This is a genomic window from Cytobacillus sp. Bac17 (assembly GCF_024519925.1).
Classification (GTDB): domain Bacteria; phylum Bacillota; class Bacilli; order Bacillales; family Cytobacillaceae; genus Cytobacillus; species Cytobacillus pseudoceanisediminis.
The window spans coordinates 34,535-49,771 of the sequence record NZ_JALJRC010000031.1 but is presented as its reverse complement, the minus strand read 5'-3'; the positions used below and the strand labels follow the sequence as shown (position 1 = coordinate 49,771).

Genomic DNA, 15,237 nt, shown 5'->3' with positions numbered 1-15,237 from the left:
CGTTCGTCCTGAGCCAGGATCAAACTCTCCATATAAGAGTTGATTAAGCTCATAAGTTGTCTTTTCAAAAAAGACTAAAGAATTAACGTTGACGTTTTTGTTCGTTCAGTTTTCAAAGACCAATTTCTCTTTGTTATATTTTACCTAATCGCTCAGAAGCGACTTTATCAATATAACATGTGTTGAATTTAGTTGTCAACACTTTTTTTTATAAGTTATCCGTCGTCTGTGAAAATGTTTTTCATTCATATCGCAGCGACGGATATAAATATAACAAGGATTTAAATAAAGGTCAATAACTTTTAAAGTTTTTTTACGATAATTTTTTTTTGAGTTTGTAATACCTGTGATAAATTCCTTGCCCTTTTGTTTCAACATTTACTGTTTCGATAAAATGCTTATCAATCAAATACTCAAGAAGCATGCTTAAGTCAACTGCATATAGATAAAGCTCTTCATGGTTCATAATATCGTGGATGGACCATTCATCTTTCTCAGCAAGCACATCTGCAAGATGGCTGATTCCTTGCTTAGTTCTTGAATGAATTAAAAATTCACTTGCAAGAAACAGAAGCTCCAGTCTTTTTTCAAGAGGCTCCTGGCTATTCACCAATTCTTCATATAGCTTCATTATTTCAGGTTCAATTTGCTTTACCTGGTTCCAGACAGTTACCTCAGGATGGAATCCATTTTCAATAACAGCCAGCCTGGCTAGGTGATGAAGGGAATGAACAATATGGTTATAGGCATCAAAATAATGGCGATTTTCAAAAAAAGCTTTGCCATCCATATATCTTCTGATCAGCTTGGCAAACTCAAGACCCATTTTTAATTTTCGCCCATAGAACGGAAATTCTCTTAATTCCACCTTCAGGTTATGAATATATTCATTTCGATCGAATAAAACTTTCCCATTATAGAGCCAATCAAAGATCTTTCGGTTCGACCCCAGCAGGATCCATTCGCGAAGCTGCTTGTCTGTCACAATATGAAGAGCAGCTTTTTTATCTTTATATGTGTAATGTTTAACAAACACAGGTTCATCTGCTTCCTCTACAAGGATCAGCAGTACAGCATCAAATGTATCAGTAGCAGGAATAGCTTTTTGCAGTTTTTCGGTCATAATCACGCCAAGAGTGTTCGTCTGGCTTGCCCGTTCTTGATATATAGGACGGAGAATATCTTCCATCATAATTCCTCCATTTTATTGATAGCGTATATCTTCGACAATTATAAATGAAATCCTTCCTAAATGTGAGACATTTTTCGACACCATTCTATATTAATATTTATTTACGCAAAAGGAGTATGGTATAGTTAGTTTTTAGGAGGGAGCAGAATGGCTAAGTACTCAAATAAAATCAATAAGATTCGTACATTTGCCCTTAGTTTAATTTTTATCGGATTTATCGTTATGTATCTCGGAATATTCTTTAGGAATTCCGCTCTTCTCATGACAATATTTATGCTTCTTGGAATGCTCTGCATTCTTGCTAGCACCGGTGTATATTTTTGGATCGGCATGCTTTCAACAAAAACCGTGCAGGTGGTTTGCCCAAATTGTGGAAAACATACAAAGATGCTTGGCCGAGTTGATATGTGCATGTACTGTAATGAACCTTTAACGCTCGATCCAAAACTTGAGGGCGTTGAATTTGATGAAAAATACAACAAAAAAAATACGAAGCAGAGCTGATTTATCTCTTGCTTCATATTCAAGTTTTAAGAATGACCGGCTAACTGAAAGCCGGTTTTTTTATGGAAAAATAAAAAGCTGACAGCACACAGCCGGCAGCTTTAAATAATTTATTAGTGAGCTTCTTTACTTGCACAATCCGGACACGTTCCGTAAATCTCCATTCTATGATGGCTGATTTTAAAACCTGTAACATGTGAAGCAAGGTGCTCTACTTCATCAAGACCAGGATAGTGGAAGTCTACAATCTTGCCGCAGCTTTCACAAATGACATGATAATGATGAGTGGTTACAAAATCGAAGCGGCTAGATGCGTCACCATATGTCAGTTCCTTTACCAGGCCAACCTCACGGAATACTCGTAAATTATTGTAAACTGTTGCCACACTCATATTTGGAAATTTACCCTCTAATGCTTTGTATATATCGTCAGCAGTAGGGTGTGACATGGAGTTTATTAAATATTCAAGTATCACATGACGCTGCGGAGTGATACGGACTCCAGTATCTTTTAAAGTATCCAGCGCCTCTTTTAATTCCATATGCGCCACCGCCATGCACCTCTTTTCCAACAAATATTCTTACTTTATAATCTTTATAAATAGTGTACTAATTTTTTACCACATTTGTCAATATTACAAACTCCTTAATAGAGGGAATCAACTCTTTTCAGCGTGAAGCGATTGCTCACCGGAGCCTAAATGGTGATTGACAAACCGGGCAGCAACAAACAGCAGATCTGACAATCGGTTCAGATAAACTAAAACGATCGGATTCACTTCTTCACCGAGCGAGACCGCACATCGTTCCGCTCTTCTCACCACCGTTCTAGCTACATGGAATGCAGCTCCCGAAGGGTGACCGCCGGGTAATATAAAGTTATTAAGCGCTCCAAGGTCAGCTTCCCACTCATCAATTTGCTTTTCCATGAAGGTGATATCCTCTTGCTTTATCGTCCATTTAACTTCTTTTCCTGCAGGCGTTGCCAGCTCTGCTCCTGCATGAAACAGGTCTGTCTGCACTTTATGAAACACCTGCTCCACTTTTTCTTTTCCGCTGAAATACTCACTTCTTAAATGGCTTAAGGCCATTCCAATCATAGAATTAGCCTCATCACATGCACCGTATGCCTCAACGCGAATGTCATTTTTACTGACTCTCTGCCCGTATATTAATGACGTTGTCCCCTTATCTCCCGTTTTTGTATAAATCCTCATCTTAATACCCTCTTTCAAAATCGATCGCATTAATAATCTTTGTTATTTTATATATATGTATGAAGGTTATGCTTAAAAATTTAACCAGACTTGGACCTTTTCATTTTCAGCCGGCAGTTTATTTAACATGCCCTAACAAAGTACCAAGCGTAAACTCAGCCATAAGAATTTCATTCCCATTGCATGTTTTGAAATGCATTTCATCTATTCCTGATGACATCACCATAATCCACTTTAATTTTTTTATCTTATTAATTCTTACCCATGTGTAATAAATACTTAGCATCATAAAGGATTCCCCGCAGCTTCAAATCCGTCAATAAATAGAAAATCCCCTTAAGGAAAATCCAGTATTGCCTCTTCCTGCAGCTCTTGGGGGAGGCAAAATGGAAGAAACAATTTTCATAACTACCACTCCATCTTATTTTAATTCACCGTTTCACCCCATGCCGCTTGGCAAAAATAATAAACATAAAAAAAACGAACCTGTTCAGGTCCGTTTCGAAAAAGTATCTGAGGAGGTATGCCCTAATAAAATGATATGCAAAACTTGTTCTTCGGAATGGACAAAAGCCTTGTTCCGTTAAAAAATAGGCAACCCATTTGCGGCTAGGACAAATTCTCCTTTATATATTCCAGTGTCTCCTCGACATGCCCTTTTACCTTAACCTTGCGCCACTCTTTAACCAGTTTGCCTTCCTTGTCAATAATAAAAGTGGAACGTTCAATTCCCATGTATTCTTTCCCGAAGTTCTTTTTCAGTTTCCAGACATCATAGGCATCTGCCGCTTTATGCTCCTCATCCGCAAGCAGCAGGAAAGGCAATCCATGCTTTTCAATAAACTTCTCATGCCTGCTGAGCGGATCGGGGCTTATTCCCAAAACGACAGCATTCACATCTGCAAAATTATCATGATTGTCCCTGAAATCACATGCCTGGGTTGTGCAGCCAGGCGTCATGTCTTTCGGGTAAAAATAAAGAACAATATTTTTCCCGCGGTAATCTGATAACTTTACCTTTTCACCATTACTGGCCTCGAGCTCAAAATCCGGAGCTGCTTTACCGATATCAATTGCCATTTTAATTCCTCCTGTTGAATAGGTTTCTTACTCTAAGCCTATCCAACTTTGTGGTCAAAAACAACTGATAGCATTATGAAACCCGGTCACCTGCATCAAATACTACCCTGGCAACAAATGCTGCCGGGATCACATAACCGATTAACGCTTCCAGTACGGCAATAAGCCTGCCTATACCAACAGGACTGATATCTCCATACCCAACTGAAAAAAGTGTTACCGCACTAAAATAGAAACCCGTCTCCAGTCTCTCGAGGAAACCAGTTTCCATATAGTCAGTGCCGTCCATTAAAACCACCAGCCCATGTAAATCAAGCCATATATATATAAGGCCAAACCCAATCATAATCGTTGCATACAAACTTATCAGATAAAGGAAATTCTCCACAGAAACCCATCTTCCCTTTATCTTGGCGGATGAGAAAAGAGTCTGCAGACTCATGATCATACACAGCACGATTAAAATCAGCGATAAATAAAATGCCATACTGCACCTCATTTCGAAATGCTTATCAATTCATTTATACGCTTATAGCCAGTCCTGTATGACAGCCTGTCTCTGAAACGTCTTTCTGCTTATACTCAGAATTTCCTCCCATAAAAAAAGCCAGGGATTTAACCCGTCTTTAATTGCCCGCACCGCGATAGCGCTTAACACCTGAATTCCAAGCCAGAATCGAAATGCTAAAGAATACTATACCGATTACAGGCGTTAAAAAGGAATACAAAAACCATTCCTCTTTCCCCAAAAAGTATGAAGCTGGATATACACCAACAAAGGCAAACGGAAGCACCCAGGTTAGGACGAAGCGTATGACACTATTATAAATATCAACCGGATACCTGCCATAATTCCCGATGTTGTACATCATCGGCATGATTGATGTTCTGGCATCCGCCCAAAAGCTGATGCAGGCAATCATGACAAAGATGCCACCGTACACAAGCATTCCACCTATCACAAATAAGAAGAATAAGAATGGATCTGTCCAGGATATCTCTAAACCAAGACTGTTTCCGGCGTAAATCATAACCGCAATTCCAGTAACAGCCCCAAAAAGAGATTCAAGTTCCATCCGTTCTAAAACGATTTGGAACAGACTATGGATCGGCCGGGTCAAAATCCTATCGAGTTCTCCTTTTACAATATATCTCTCATTAAAATCCCAAATATTAAAGAATGATGAAAACAGTGCATAGGGCACAAGGAAAAATCCGTAAATAAAGATAATTTCATCCCTTGTCCAGCCCCCAAGGAGAGTTGTATGGCCAAAGACGACTAAGATAAAAATTAAATTGACTGCCTGAAATAATAGATCTGAAAGGATCTCTACAAATAAATCTGCACGGTACTGCATTCTTGTTTTCATATATTGGGCGACATATTGAAAGAAAATGGCTATATAAAACATCTGTCACCCTCCTTGAATAATGAGCTGTTTTTTCGCTATGATCCACAGAACCTGAATTGGCATTATCAGAATAAGAACCCAGATCCCCTGCATAATGATAGCTTGTATAGCTTCGTTATTTGAAAAGCTATTTGTAAAGATCATGCTCGGCACATAGCTAATACCCTGAAAGGGCAGAAATCTTAATATATCCTGTGCCCAGACCGGAAAAAAGCTGATAGGAATCAGAAGACCGGAAAAGAGATCAATCACAACTCTTTTCGCCCGGATAAGCCCAGTATTATTAAATAAGAAGAAAGTGGTAATACCTGTCAATAAATTAATTTGCGTATTTATAAGAAAACTTAATAAAATCGATACCGCAAAGAAAATCCAGGTAGTCCAATCCGCAGAAAATTGGAGCGGAAAAATGAACGAGACAATTGCCATTCCCGGAACCGAGAAAAAGAAGAGACGGAATATCCCTTCACCCAATCCCTGCATCGTTTTCATGCCCAAATAATTATATGGGCGGATCAGTTCCACCGCTACTTTTCCTTCTTTAATCTCAGCAGCCATTTCCCTGTCTATATTATTAAAGTAAAATGCCCTTGCCATCCACGCTACAGCCACATATGTCGACATCTGGATCACAGACATTCCCTCAATCGCATCTTTTTCTCCATAAATGGCGCTCCACAGGAAATAGTAAGCGCCAATATTAATACTGTATATCAGAATGCCTGTATAGTAATTCGTCCGGTAGGCAAGCATCATCAAAAAGCGGATCCGAATCATTTCTATATATTTATCCACAGGAACACCCCCGGTTATAAATAAATCCTTTCATTAAGAGATCCCCCGGTCATAAATATTTCTAATTATTTCCTCTGTTGAAGTTTCTTTAATATTGATGTCTTTCACTTTCAAATCCGCCACGACTTTAGCGATAAGCAGGGAAATCAGTTCATCATTATCCTCCACAAAGGCGGTAAAGATCGCTTCTTTCTCATCCTTTTCCCATTTTACTTCAGATGATGCCGTAATCTTGTTTAAATCAGCAAGGCCCACTTCTTCAAGAAATTGAAATTCTATTTCCTTCCCTTCTCCCCATTTTTCCTTCAGGCTTTTTAATGCTCCATCATAAATGATTTTACCGTCATCTAACATAACAACTCGTTCGCATAACGCCTCAATATCCGAAAGATCATGAGTGGTCAGGAGAATAGTTGTATTATATTTTTCATTTATTTCCTTTAAGAACTCCCTGATTTTCAATTTTACAAGCACATCTAGCCCAATAGTGGGCTCGTCTAAAAACAGCAGCGGAGGATTATGGATGAGTGCTGCTGCCAGCTCACACCTCATTCTCTGCCCGAGTGAGAGCTTCCGGACCGGTTTATCGAGCAAAGGTTCAATATCTAAGGTTTTGATAACATGCGCCATATGGCTGTCGTATTGCTCATCAGTAACCTTGTACACCTTCTTGAGCAGCCTGAAGGATTCCTGTACAGCAATATCCCACCAAAGCTGAGATCTCTGGCCGAAGACAACTCCAATCGTGCTGACGAATTTTTCACGGTCTTTATGAGGGTTCATTCCATTCACAATCACTTCACCGCTGGTTGGGGTTAGAATCCCTGTCAGCATTTTTATGGTGGTTGATTTCCCCGCCCCATTTTCACCAATATACCCAACCATCTCCCCTTGCTTTACATTAAAACTGATATTGTTAACCGCTGGCACAATCTTATAATTCCTTGTAAGCAAATCACGAAAAGCACCTTTTAATCCTGAGCGGCTTGAATATGCTTTAAACTCCTTCTTTAAGTTGCGTACTGTTATTGCATCATTCATCATTACTCCTCCTGCCAATTAATGCCCTAATGAAATAGTTTAGACAAACAGCGCATTCTTCACAACTAGATTGCTCCATTTCCGCTTTCTAAAATACAGAATAGTCCGCCTTCCCCTTAGATTGGACGAAGCCCCTTCCAAACATGTTAAAATAATGATGAACGTATAATTGGATTTTATCAGGAGGATTAACATGCAATTTACTAATTCTGAACGGCTGCATAAACAGGCTTTAGAACATATTGTCGGCGGGGTGAACAGTCCTTCCCGCTCCTATAAAGCAGTTGGAGGCGGCTCGCCGGTTGCAATGGAACGTGCACAGGGCGCTTATTTCTGGGATGTGGACGGAAATCAATATATTGATTATCTGGCTGCATACGGTCCCATCATTACCGGGCATGCCCACCCCCATATTACAGAAGCAATAAAAACAGCAGCTGAGCGCGGAGTATTATATGGAACTCCTACACCACATGAAGTGAAATTCGCAGAAATGCTAAAGGAAGCAATGCCTAATTTGGATAAAGTCCGCTTTGTGAACTCAGGAACTGAAGCGGTCATGACCACGATCCGTGTTGCAAGAGCCTATACGGGCAGGGACAAAATCATTAAGTTTGCAGGCTGCTATCACGGCCATTCCGATCTTGTACTGGTTGCTGCAGGGTCAGGGCCGTCAACACTTGGAACTCCTGACTCTGCCGGGGTTCCAAAGAGCATTGCCCAGGAAGTGATCACAGTTCCTTTCAATGAAATCGAACCATATAAGGAAGCGCTGGAAAAATGGGGCGACCAAATCGCTGCCGTCCTGGTGGAACCGATTGTCGGCAACTTTGGAATTGTTGAACCCAAACCAGGTTTTTTGGAACAGATTAATGAATTAACACATGCAGCCGGGGCACTAGTCATTTATGATGAAGTCATCACAGCATTCCGGTTTATGTATGGCGGTGCCCAAGACCTGCTAGGGGTAAAACCAGACTTGACAGCTATGGGGAAAATCATAGGCGGCGGCCTTCCAATCGGTGCGTATGGCGGGAAGAAGGAAATCATGGAAACAGTAGCTCCGTTAGGTCCTGCATATCAAGCAGGTACAATGGCTGGTAATCCAGCTTCGATTCTGTCAGGAATTGCATGTCTCGAAGTATTGAAACAGCCTGGTGTCTATGAATATCTGGACCGGCTTGGCGAATTGCTTGAAAAAGGCATTAGTGCAGCTGCTGAAGAGCATAACATTCCCATAACAATTAACCGATTAAAAGGCGCCCTGACAATCTACTTTACGGAAGAAAAAGTTGTGAATTATGAACAGGCGGAAAATACAGATGGAGAAATGTTTGCAAAATTCTTCAAGCTGATGCTCAATCAGGGAATAAACCTGGCTCCATCAAAATATGAAGCATGGTTTATGACAATTGCGCATACCGAGGAAGATATCCACGCAACAATTCATGCGGTTCAAAACGCATTTCAGCAATTAAAAGGCTAATAAATATTCATATTTTTATACATTAACGGGAGCAGAAATGCTTCCGTTTTCTTTAACTCCAGTAATGAAAACGTTTACAAACAAGGCGATTTTTTATACACAAACTAATGTCCCCCTTCTAATCATATCCAACTTTTTGTATAAATAATTGATTTCTGAAAATTCATATGATATGATGGGAGAAATCTTTTGTGTAAGAGCGGATTTCGCTGGCATAAAGAGTTTAATATATTATTAGACTGTCCCGAATAATCGAACTATTCATTTAATAAATGCCTATGCATTTATCCTTTCAAAACAAGATTAACTTTGCAGCAGCCTCATTTAAAACCCGTAAACACTAAATTTTTATAGATTACTATTTTTCAGGAGGTGAACGGCTTTAAGGCACAGCCTTATTTTCAGCCGAATTTTATGACATTACAGCAATGGAGTCCTTCACTTTTTAAAGAGTTTCACCGCCAGGAGCACGATGCGTGCGGCATTGTTTCTGCAATGGAGAAAAAGAAAGTCCCAACCCGCGAGAATATTTTCAGCTGTATCAATGCACTCGTTACGATGAATCACCGTGCCGGTTTTATAAATGGAGAAGGCGACGGCGTAGGGATTCATATTGATATCCCAAGAGAGCTATGGAAAGAAAAGTTAAAACAAGCAGGAGCAGATCCTAAAGCAGCAGAAAAGGAAGGATTTGTCGTTGGACATGTGTTCATGTCCAGAAAGCAGGATACTGAATCACTTAAAGCCATTTTGCTGCAAAAGCTTGCTGACGCAAATCTAATGGTTATTTATGCATCTGATGAAGTAACCGAGTCCTCAGCTTTAGGTCCCATTGCCATTCAGGAGAATCCTGTATTCTGGCAGTTTGCCTGTTTAGCAGAGGAGACTGGCGGAGAGCTTTCCAAGAAGCTCTTTGAATTGATTGTTGACTTTGAAGAAGACGAACATGTTCATGTCGCTTCCCTTAGCCAGCATCATGCTGTATACAAAGTAATGGGAGCGGGAGACATTCTGCCTAAATACTATCATGATTTAGCAAGCCCGCTTGTTGCTTCAACAATGACGCTTGGGCACAATCGCTATTCCACTAACACATTATCAAGCTTTTTCCGCGTGCAGCCTTTTAGTGTGTTAGGACATAACGGAGAAATCAACACGATTGCCAAGCTTAGGGATGAAGCCAAAATGGTTGGCGTTCCACTTGTAAAAGACGGCAGTGATTCTCAGGATTTGAGCAGAACACTTGAAACATTTATCTGCAGGGATGGCTTTACCCTGTTTGAAGCAATGGATGTTATGTTCCCGCCTATCGTGAATGAAATCAAATCATACCCTGATCACCTTCAGGATATGTACGCCTATATCCGTGAAGCATGGGGACATTTTGCTCAAGGTCCAGCAGGAATTATTTCCCGTTTTGCCGATGAAGCTGTTTTCAGTGTCGATGCGCTGGGTCTCCGCCCGCTTTGGATGCTGGAAACTGAAAGTTCTTATCTGTTCTCTTCTGAGCCTGGTATCATCCCATCCAGTGAATATGTAAATGAACCTAAGCCGCTTTCACCGGGTGAAAAGGTTGGTTTAAAATGGGACGGAGATACACTTGCAGTATACGAACACAGCCATTATCAGGCTGAAGTTTTTGACAGATTTTCAAAGCGTGTGAACACTGATAACTTCCGGATTCGCCTGCAATCTCCTAAACTGGAGAAAACCGTCTCTGTAAACTATCCGGATAAGATTCATAACGGGCAGTATAAAGCTTTCGGCTGGGAGAGAGACCATGTCCAGCTGGTAGAGCAAATGGCAGAAAAAGGAGCGGAGCCAATTCGTTCTCTTGGACACGACTCCCCTTTAGCAGCACTAAATCCTCAGCGGAAAAACATCGCAGATTTTATTAAGGAAAGTGTTGCTGTCGTTACAAACCCTGCCATTGACCGTGACCGGGAAACTGAGCATTTCTCAACCCGCACGATTATCGGCCAGCGTCCTTCTTTATTTGAAAAACAGGAGCCAGGGGCCGTAATTGAATTGCAGACTCCTATTTTAATAGAAGGCAAAGCAGGCTTTGAATGTTCCGTTGAACTTAATCAGCCGAGCTACGATCAGGTAACCTGCTTCTATCAGGAACAAAAGCTGATATCTTATTTGTCTACCACATTTACGAAAGATGAAACGGTAAAAGAAGCTTTAGACCGTTTATCTGCAGAAGCAGTTGATGCTGTCAAAAATGGCAAAACCCTGCTTGTACTAGACGACGCCAATGCTCATCAGGAGAACGCTTACTGGATTGATCCGCACCTTGCGGTCTCTGCGATCGATCAAGCTCTTGTAAAAGAGGCTGTGCGCCGTGAATGTTCCCTATTGCTGCGCTCAGCTTCAATCAGATCGCTTCATGATATCATCACAGCATTCGGTTTAGGCGCTGATATTATAAGTCCTTACTATATGTTTATGACAGTTCTTGGCGAATCTGAAACACCGCTGAAGAATTTATATTCAGCTCTGACTAAAGGACTGGAAAAAGTCATTTCAACAATCGGCATTCATGAATTAAGAGGCTATGGACGTTTATTCTCTGCCATTGGTCTTCACGAAGAATTAGCCGAATACCTGAATATAGTGAATTTCTTCGGATCTAAGGAGCTTTCATTTAGCTTTAGTGCTTTAAAGGAAGATGCATTTGCAAGAGCAGAAGATTACCAGAATGAAAAAGAACGGATCGGAAAAACATTCAGCCTTTTCCCCCGAATCTGGAAAGCGATCGGCGAAGTTGCCTCAACTGGTGACTACAATGCATATAAGGAAAAAATCACAGAACAGGAAGACCAGAATCCAACAACAATCCGTCATTTAACCGGATTTAAGGAAACTGCTTCTCATTTAAATCCTGAGGATATCAGCCTGCATGTGGGCGAGCATGACCTGCCATTTGTCATTTCCTCCATGTCATTTGGATCTCAGAATGAAACAGCCTTCAGAGCCTATGCTGAAGGTGCTGACCGCTTGAACATGGTCAGCCTGAATGGCGAAGGCGGAGAAATCAAGGATATGCTTGGAAAATATCCGAGAACCCGCGGACAACAAGTGGCATCAGGACGCTTCGGTGTTAATGCCGAGCTCCTTAATTCATCCAACCTGCTGGAAATAAAAATAGGGCAGGGTGCAAAGCCTGGTGAAGGAGGTCACCTTCCTGGATCCAAGGTAACTGCAAAAATTGCCGAGGCACGTAATGCAACAATTGGATCGGATTTGATTTCACCTTCCAACAATCATGACATCTACTCGATTGAAGATTTGGCACAGATGATTCACGAGCTTAAAACAGCCAATGACAAAGCTAAAGTTGCGGTAAAGGTGCCAGTTGTGCCGAATATTGGAACCATTGCAGTCGGGATTGCAAAAGCTGGTGCCGATATAATCACACTGAGCGGTTTTGACGGAGGTACAGGGGCAGCAAGAATTCATGCCTTGCAGCATGTAGGCCTTCCGGTTGAAATTGGTGTTAAGGCAGCCCACAATGCCCTGCTGGAAGCAGGAATCCGCGATAATGTGGAGCTTTGGGCTGATGGCGGAATCAAGAGTGCAGCAGACGTATTGAAGGTTATGCTGCTAGGTGCTAACCGTGTAGGCTTTGGTACACTTTCCATGCTTGCTATCGGCTGTACAACATGCCGCGGCTGCCATCTTGATACTTGCCATGTTGGTATTGCAACACAAATTGATTCAGAAGCACAGGCGAAGGAACATGGTTTAAGAAGGTTTGTTCCTCGTCAATTCGACCTTGCTGTCCAAGGCATCATGAACCTGTTTACTGCTTTTGGCAACGAACTGAAAGCACTGGCAGCTTCAATTGGTGTAAAAAACCTGCAGGATGCAGTAGGGCGTTCTGACCTGCTTGTACAGATTAAGGGCCAGGATCAGCTTGATCTGACTCACCTTCTGAAAACACTTGAAATCGGCCAATTCTCAGTCCAGGAAACACCTGAAGCACTAAAGGAAGCCCAGCTGCAGGTGGCTGTTGGAGCAGAGTATCTTGATGCAAGTGTGGAAGAATTACATCAGTCACGTGAGTTCCATAGCATCACTTCCGAGCAGCGAGTACTGGGAAGCCGAGTATCCTGCCACCGTGTAAGAGACAGACTCGACGGTTCTTATAAAACTCTTCCGCAAGTTGATTTGAAATACAAAGGCGGATCCATCCCGGGCAATGGCCTTGGAGCTTACAACAGTTTCGGCATCAACATCGAAGTTGCTGGAGGAGCACAGGATGGCATCGGAAAAACTTCTTTCGGCGGACAAATTAAAATCTTTAAAGCAAAAGGCAAGAATGGTAAGTTTTATAATGGCTCTGTTGGTAAAGGCTTTGGTTATGGCGCTCAGCAAGGTTTGCTTGTGGCACAAGGAAATGCTGACGCCCGTGCCGGAATCAGATTATCTGGAGCAGACATGATTATCGGCGGCCAGCTGCAAAAGCCGCTGCCTGAAAAGGAATACGGCAATATCGGTTCAAATGCAAATATTAAAGGGTTTGCCTTTGAGTATATGACTAATGGCCGAGGCCTGGTTCTGGGTGATGCTGGTCCATGGATCTGCGCAGGAATGACAGGCGGTGTTGTTTACCTAAGACACCAGCCGGAAATGGGCTTAACAAAAGAAGCCATCCAGCGCAGAATTGCCAAGGGAGCAAAAGTCTCTGTTACTCCTCTTTCCGATAAAGGAAAGGAAGATGTAAAAGACCTGCTTGGCCAATACGTTGCACTGTTGAACGATCAAGGCCAGGAAGAAGAAGCCTCAAAGCTTGCTTCCCTTCTTAATCATCCGGAAGACCACTTCGTTCAAGTCATTCCGGTCAAAGAACAGGCAGATCCTTCTGTTTCCACAGAGTGATGACCAACCAAGCCCCATCCGTTTCAGCGGATGGGGCTTTTAGTCTTAGTTTGGCTTTTTTATTCTGTTTTGGCACAACTCCCAGTTTCTTTCACTGCTTCTGTGCTTCGTCCAGCGTTCCGCTCCTTGAGTTCCTTTCGCTACTTCCCCACTTCGCCAAGCGGCACTATTACGCTCCTTGAGTTCCGCTGTTTCAGTGCTCCCCCAGCGGCAATATTCCACCACATGATTTCCATCACTGTTTCCGTGCTTCGCCAGCCGCACTATTCTCCGTTCTCTTAAACTTTTCACATCGTTTAGGCACCTTTATCTTTTTTACAACTTTTAATAAAAATTTCATGAAAATGCCCCTTGAACTTCTTTCCATATCCCTGTATAGTACAATATTGTTTAATAATGAGCAAAACCGTTTAAAGTATGTATAATTACTGTAATTACGGTTTAATTCAACTTGCTTTTTAATGAACCACAAGATAAAAAATCTTAAAGAAAGAAAGGACATTTATTGTATGAAACTTGGCGCCCGCATACTTAAGACGGGAATCGCAATCATTCTAGCTCTTTTATTATCGGAACTCTTTCATCTGCCTGCTCCAATCTTTGCAGGAATTGCAGCTATCTTTGCTGTTCAGCCGACTATTTACAGATCTTATCTATCTATTGTTGAACAGATCCAGGGTAATGCGATCGGTGCAGTAATTGCCGTGATTTTCGTGCTATTATTCGGCAACGATGTCTTCATTATAGGTCTGGCAGCTATTATTGTTATCACGATTAATCTAAAGCTTAAAATCGAAAACACGATTGGACTGTCACTTGTAACCCTGATTGCCATTATGGAAACACCTGGCGATACCTTTTTGCAGTTTGCACTTATTCGTTTTTCAACCATTATGCTTGGTGTATTATCGGCTTTTATCGTTAACCTTGTATTTCTTCCTCCTAAATACGAAAATAAACTTTACTTTAAAATATCCAATAGCACAGAGGAAATTACCAAATGGATCAGGCTAAATATACGGCATGCGTCTGAACACAAACTGCTCAAAAACGATATTGATAAAATGAAAGAAAGCAATGTGAAGCTTGATCAGCTGTACTTAATGTATAAAGAGGAAAGAAATTATTTTAAACGCAATGATCAGGTTAAATCCAGAAAACTCGTTATATATAGGCAAATGATATCGACTGTTAAACGCTCACTGGAAACGTTAAAAAAGCTTCACCGCTATGAAAATGATCTGCTGCAAATGCCAGAAGAATTTCAGCATGCAGTTCAGCAGCAGCTTGATATCCTTATCCATTATCATGAACACGTCATGCTTAAATTTATTGGAAAAGTCCGGCCGAATGTAGTTTTTGAGGAAGGCGACTTCAGCCTGAGCAGAAAGGAACTGGTGAACCTTTTCCTGGCTCAGCATAAAGAGTATGAGCATGATGAAGAGTCCATTCTCCCTCATATCATGCAAGTTGTATCAGCTATTGTTGATTATGATGAACATGTGGAACACCTTGATAAGCTTATTTCCAGTTTTCAAGCATATCATAAAGAGGAAAATGAGGTTTCAATACCGGAGAACTCCGAATAGCCTGGGGATATAAACTAACAATCATAGGAAAAAA

14 protein-coding genes are annotated in these 15,237 nt (G+C 41.4%); 5 read left to right on the top strand and 9 right to left on the bottom strand.

Annotated features, from left to right (window positions below):
• Nucleotides 1-313: 313 nt before the first annotated feature.
• The gene (locus NR125_RS24340) at nucleotides 314-1,189 is read right to left on the bottom strand and encodes a nucleotidyltransferase-like protein (RefSeq protein WP_071155959.1); all 876 of its coding nucleotides are present in this window, start codon (nucleotides 1,187-1,189) and stop codon (nucleotides 314-316) included.
• A gap of 150 nt (nucleotides 1,190-1,339) precedes the next feature.
• On the opposite strand from NR125_RS24340, the gene NR125_RS24335 reads away from it, so the two are divergent.
• The gene (locus tag NR125_RS24335) at nucleotides 1,340-1,696 is read left to right on the top strand and encodes a YgzB family protein (protein WP_009335859.1); all 357 of its coding nucleotides are present in this window, start codon (nucleotides 1,340-1,342) and stop codon (nucleotides 1,694-1,696) included.
• A 113-nt stretch (nucleotides 1,697-1,809) separates the two neighbouring features.
• Here NR125_RS24335 and perR read toward each other — a convergent pair whose 3' ends face one another.
• Nucleotides 1,810-2,247 (bottom strand): peroxide-responsive transcriptional repressor PerR, encoded by a 438-nt coding sequence (gene perR / locus NR125_RS24330; RefSeq protein WP_256816276.1) that lies wholly within the window; start codon nucleotides 2,245-2,247, stop codon nucleotides 1,810-1,812.
• Nucleotides 2,248-2,355: 108 nt separating this feature from the next.
• Nucleotides 2,356-2,913, bottom strand: a complete 558-nt coding sequence (locus NR125_RS24325) for a cob(I)yrinic acid a,c-diamide adenosyltransferase (protein ID WP_034297709.1) — start codon at nucleotides 2,911-2,913, stop codon at nucleotides 2,356-2,358.
• 386 nt (nucleotides 2,914-3,299) lie between these two features.
• Between NR125_RS24325 and NR125_RS24320 the strand changes: the two genes are divergently transcribed.
• Nucleotides 3,300-3,500, top strand: a complete 201-nt coding sequence (locus NR125_RS24320; protein WP_139266800.1) for a hypothetical protein — start codon at nucleotides 3,300-3,302, stop codon at nucleotides 3,498-3,500.
• Nucleotides 3,501-3,522: 22 nt separating this feature from the next.
• On the opposite strand, the gene bcp is transcribed toward NR125_RS24320, so the two are convergent.
• The 5 genes from bcp to NR125_RS24295 all read right to left on the bottom strand — a co-directional run bounded on the left by bcp (nucleotide 3,523) and on the right by NR125_RS24295 (nucleotide 7,241).
• Nucleotides 3,523-3,993, bottom strand: a complete 471-nt coding sequence (gene bcp, locus NR125_RS24315) for a thioredoxin-dependent thiol peroxidase (protein WP_071155957.1) — start codon at nucleotides 3,991-3,993, stop codon at nucleotides 3,523-3,525.
• A gap of 73 nt (nucleotides 3,994-4,066) precedes the next feature.
• Nucleotides 4,067-4,480, bottom strand: a complete 414-nt coding sequence (locus NR125_RS24310; protein ID WP_009335854.1) for a potassium channel family protein — start codon at nucleotides 4,478-4,480, stop codon at nucleotides 4,067-4,069.
• Between the two features lie 139 nt (nucleotides 4,481-4,619).
• Nucleotides 4,620-5,405 carry an ABC transporter permease gene (locus NR125_RS24305; protein WP_009335853.1) on the bottom strand — a complete coding sequence of 262 codons (786 nt, stop codon included), beginning with the start codon at nucleotides 5,403-5,405 and terminating at the stop codon, nucleotides 4,620-4,622.
• 3 nt (nucleotides 5,406-5,408) lie between these two features.
• Nucleotides 5,409-6,200: an ABC transporter permease gene (locus tag NR125_RS24300; protein WP_009335852.1), complete on the bottom strand. Its 792-nt coding sequence runs from the start codon at nucleotides 6,198-6,200 to the stop codon at nucleotides 5,409-5,411.
• 33 nt (nucleotides 6,201-6,233) lie between these two features.
• The gene (locus NR125_RS24295) at nucleotides 6,234-7,241 is read right to left on the bottom strand and encodes an ABC transporter ATP-binding protein (protein WP_009335851.1); all 1,008 of its coding nucleotides are present in this window, start codon (nucleotides 7,239-7,241) and stop codon (nucleotides 6,234-6,236) included.
• Nucleotides 7,242-7,434: 193 nt separating this feature from the next.
• On the opposite strand from NR125_RS24295, the gene NR125_RS24290 reads away from it, so the two are divergent.
• Both NR125_RS24290 and NR125_RS24285 read left to right on the top strand, forming a co-directional pair.
• Entirely contained in the window at nucleotides 7,435-8,727 is a 1,293-nt protein-coding gene (locus tag NR125_RS24290) for a glutamate-1-semialdehyde 2,1-aminomutase (RefSeq protein ID WP_009335850.1), read from the top strand.
• Nucleotides 8,728-9,141: 414 nt separating this feature from the next.
• Nucleotides 9,142-13,614, top strand: a complete 4,473-nt coding sequence (locus NR125_RS24285; protein ID WP_034297723.1) for a glutamate synthase-related protein — start codon at nucleotides 9,142-9,144, stop codon at nucleotides 13,612-13,614.
• Nucleotides 13,615-13,659: 45 nt separating this feature from the next.
• Here the strand turns inward: NR125_RS24285 and NR125_RS24280 are convergent, their stop codons facing one another.
• Entirely contained in the window at nucleotides 13,660-13,905 is a 246-nt protein-coding gene (locus NR125_RS24280; RefSeq protein ID WP_256816273.1) for a hypothetical protein, read from the bottom strand.
• A 218-nt stretch (nucleotides 13,906-14,123) separates the two neighbouring features.
• Here NR125_RS24280 and NR125_RS24275 point away from each other — a divergent pair, with 218 nt between their 5' ends.
• A complete protein-coding gene (locus NR125_RS24275) occupies nucleotides 14,124-15,203 on the top strand; it encodes an FUSC family protein (protein ID WP_009335847.1) in 1,080 nt (359 codons plus the stop codon).
• Nucleotides 15,204-15,237: the final 34 nt, after the last annotated feature.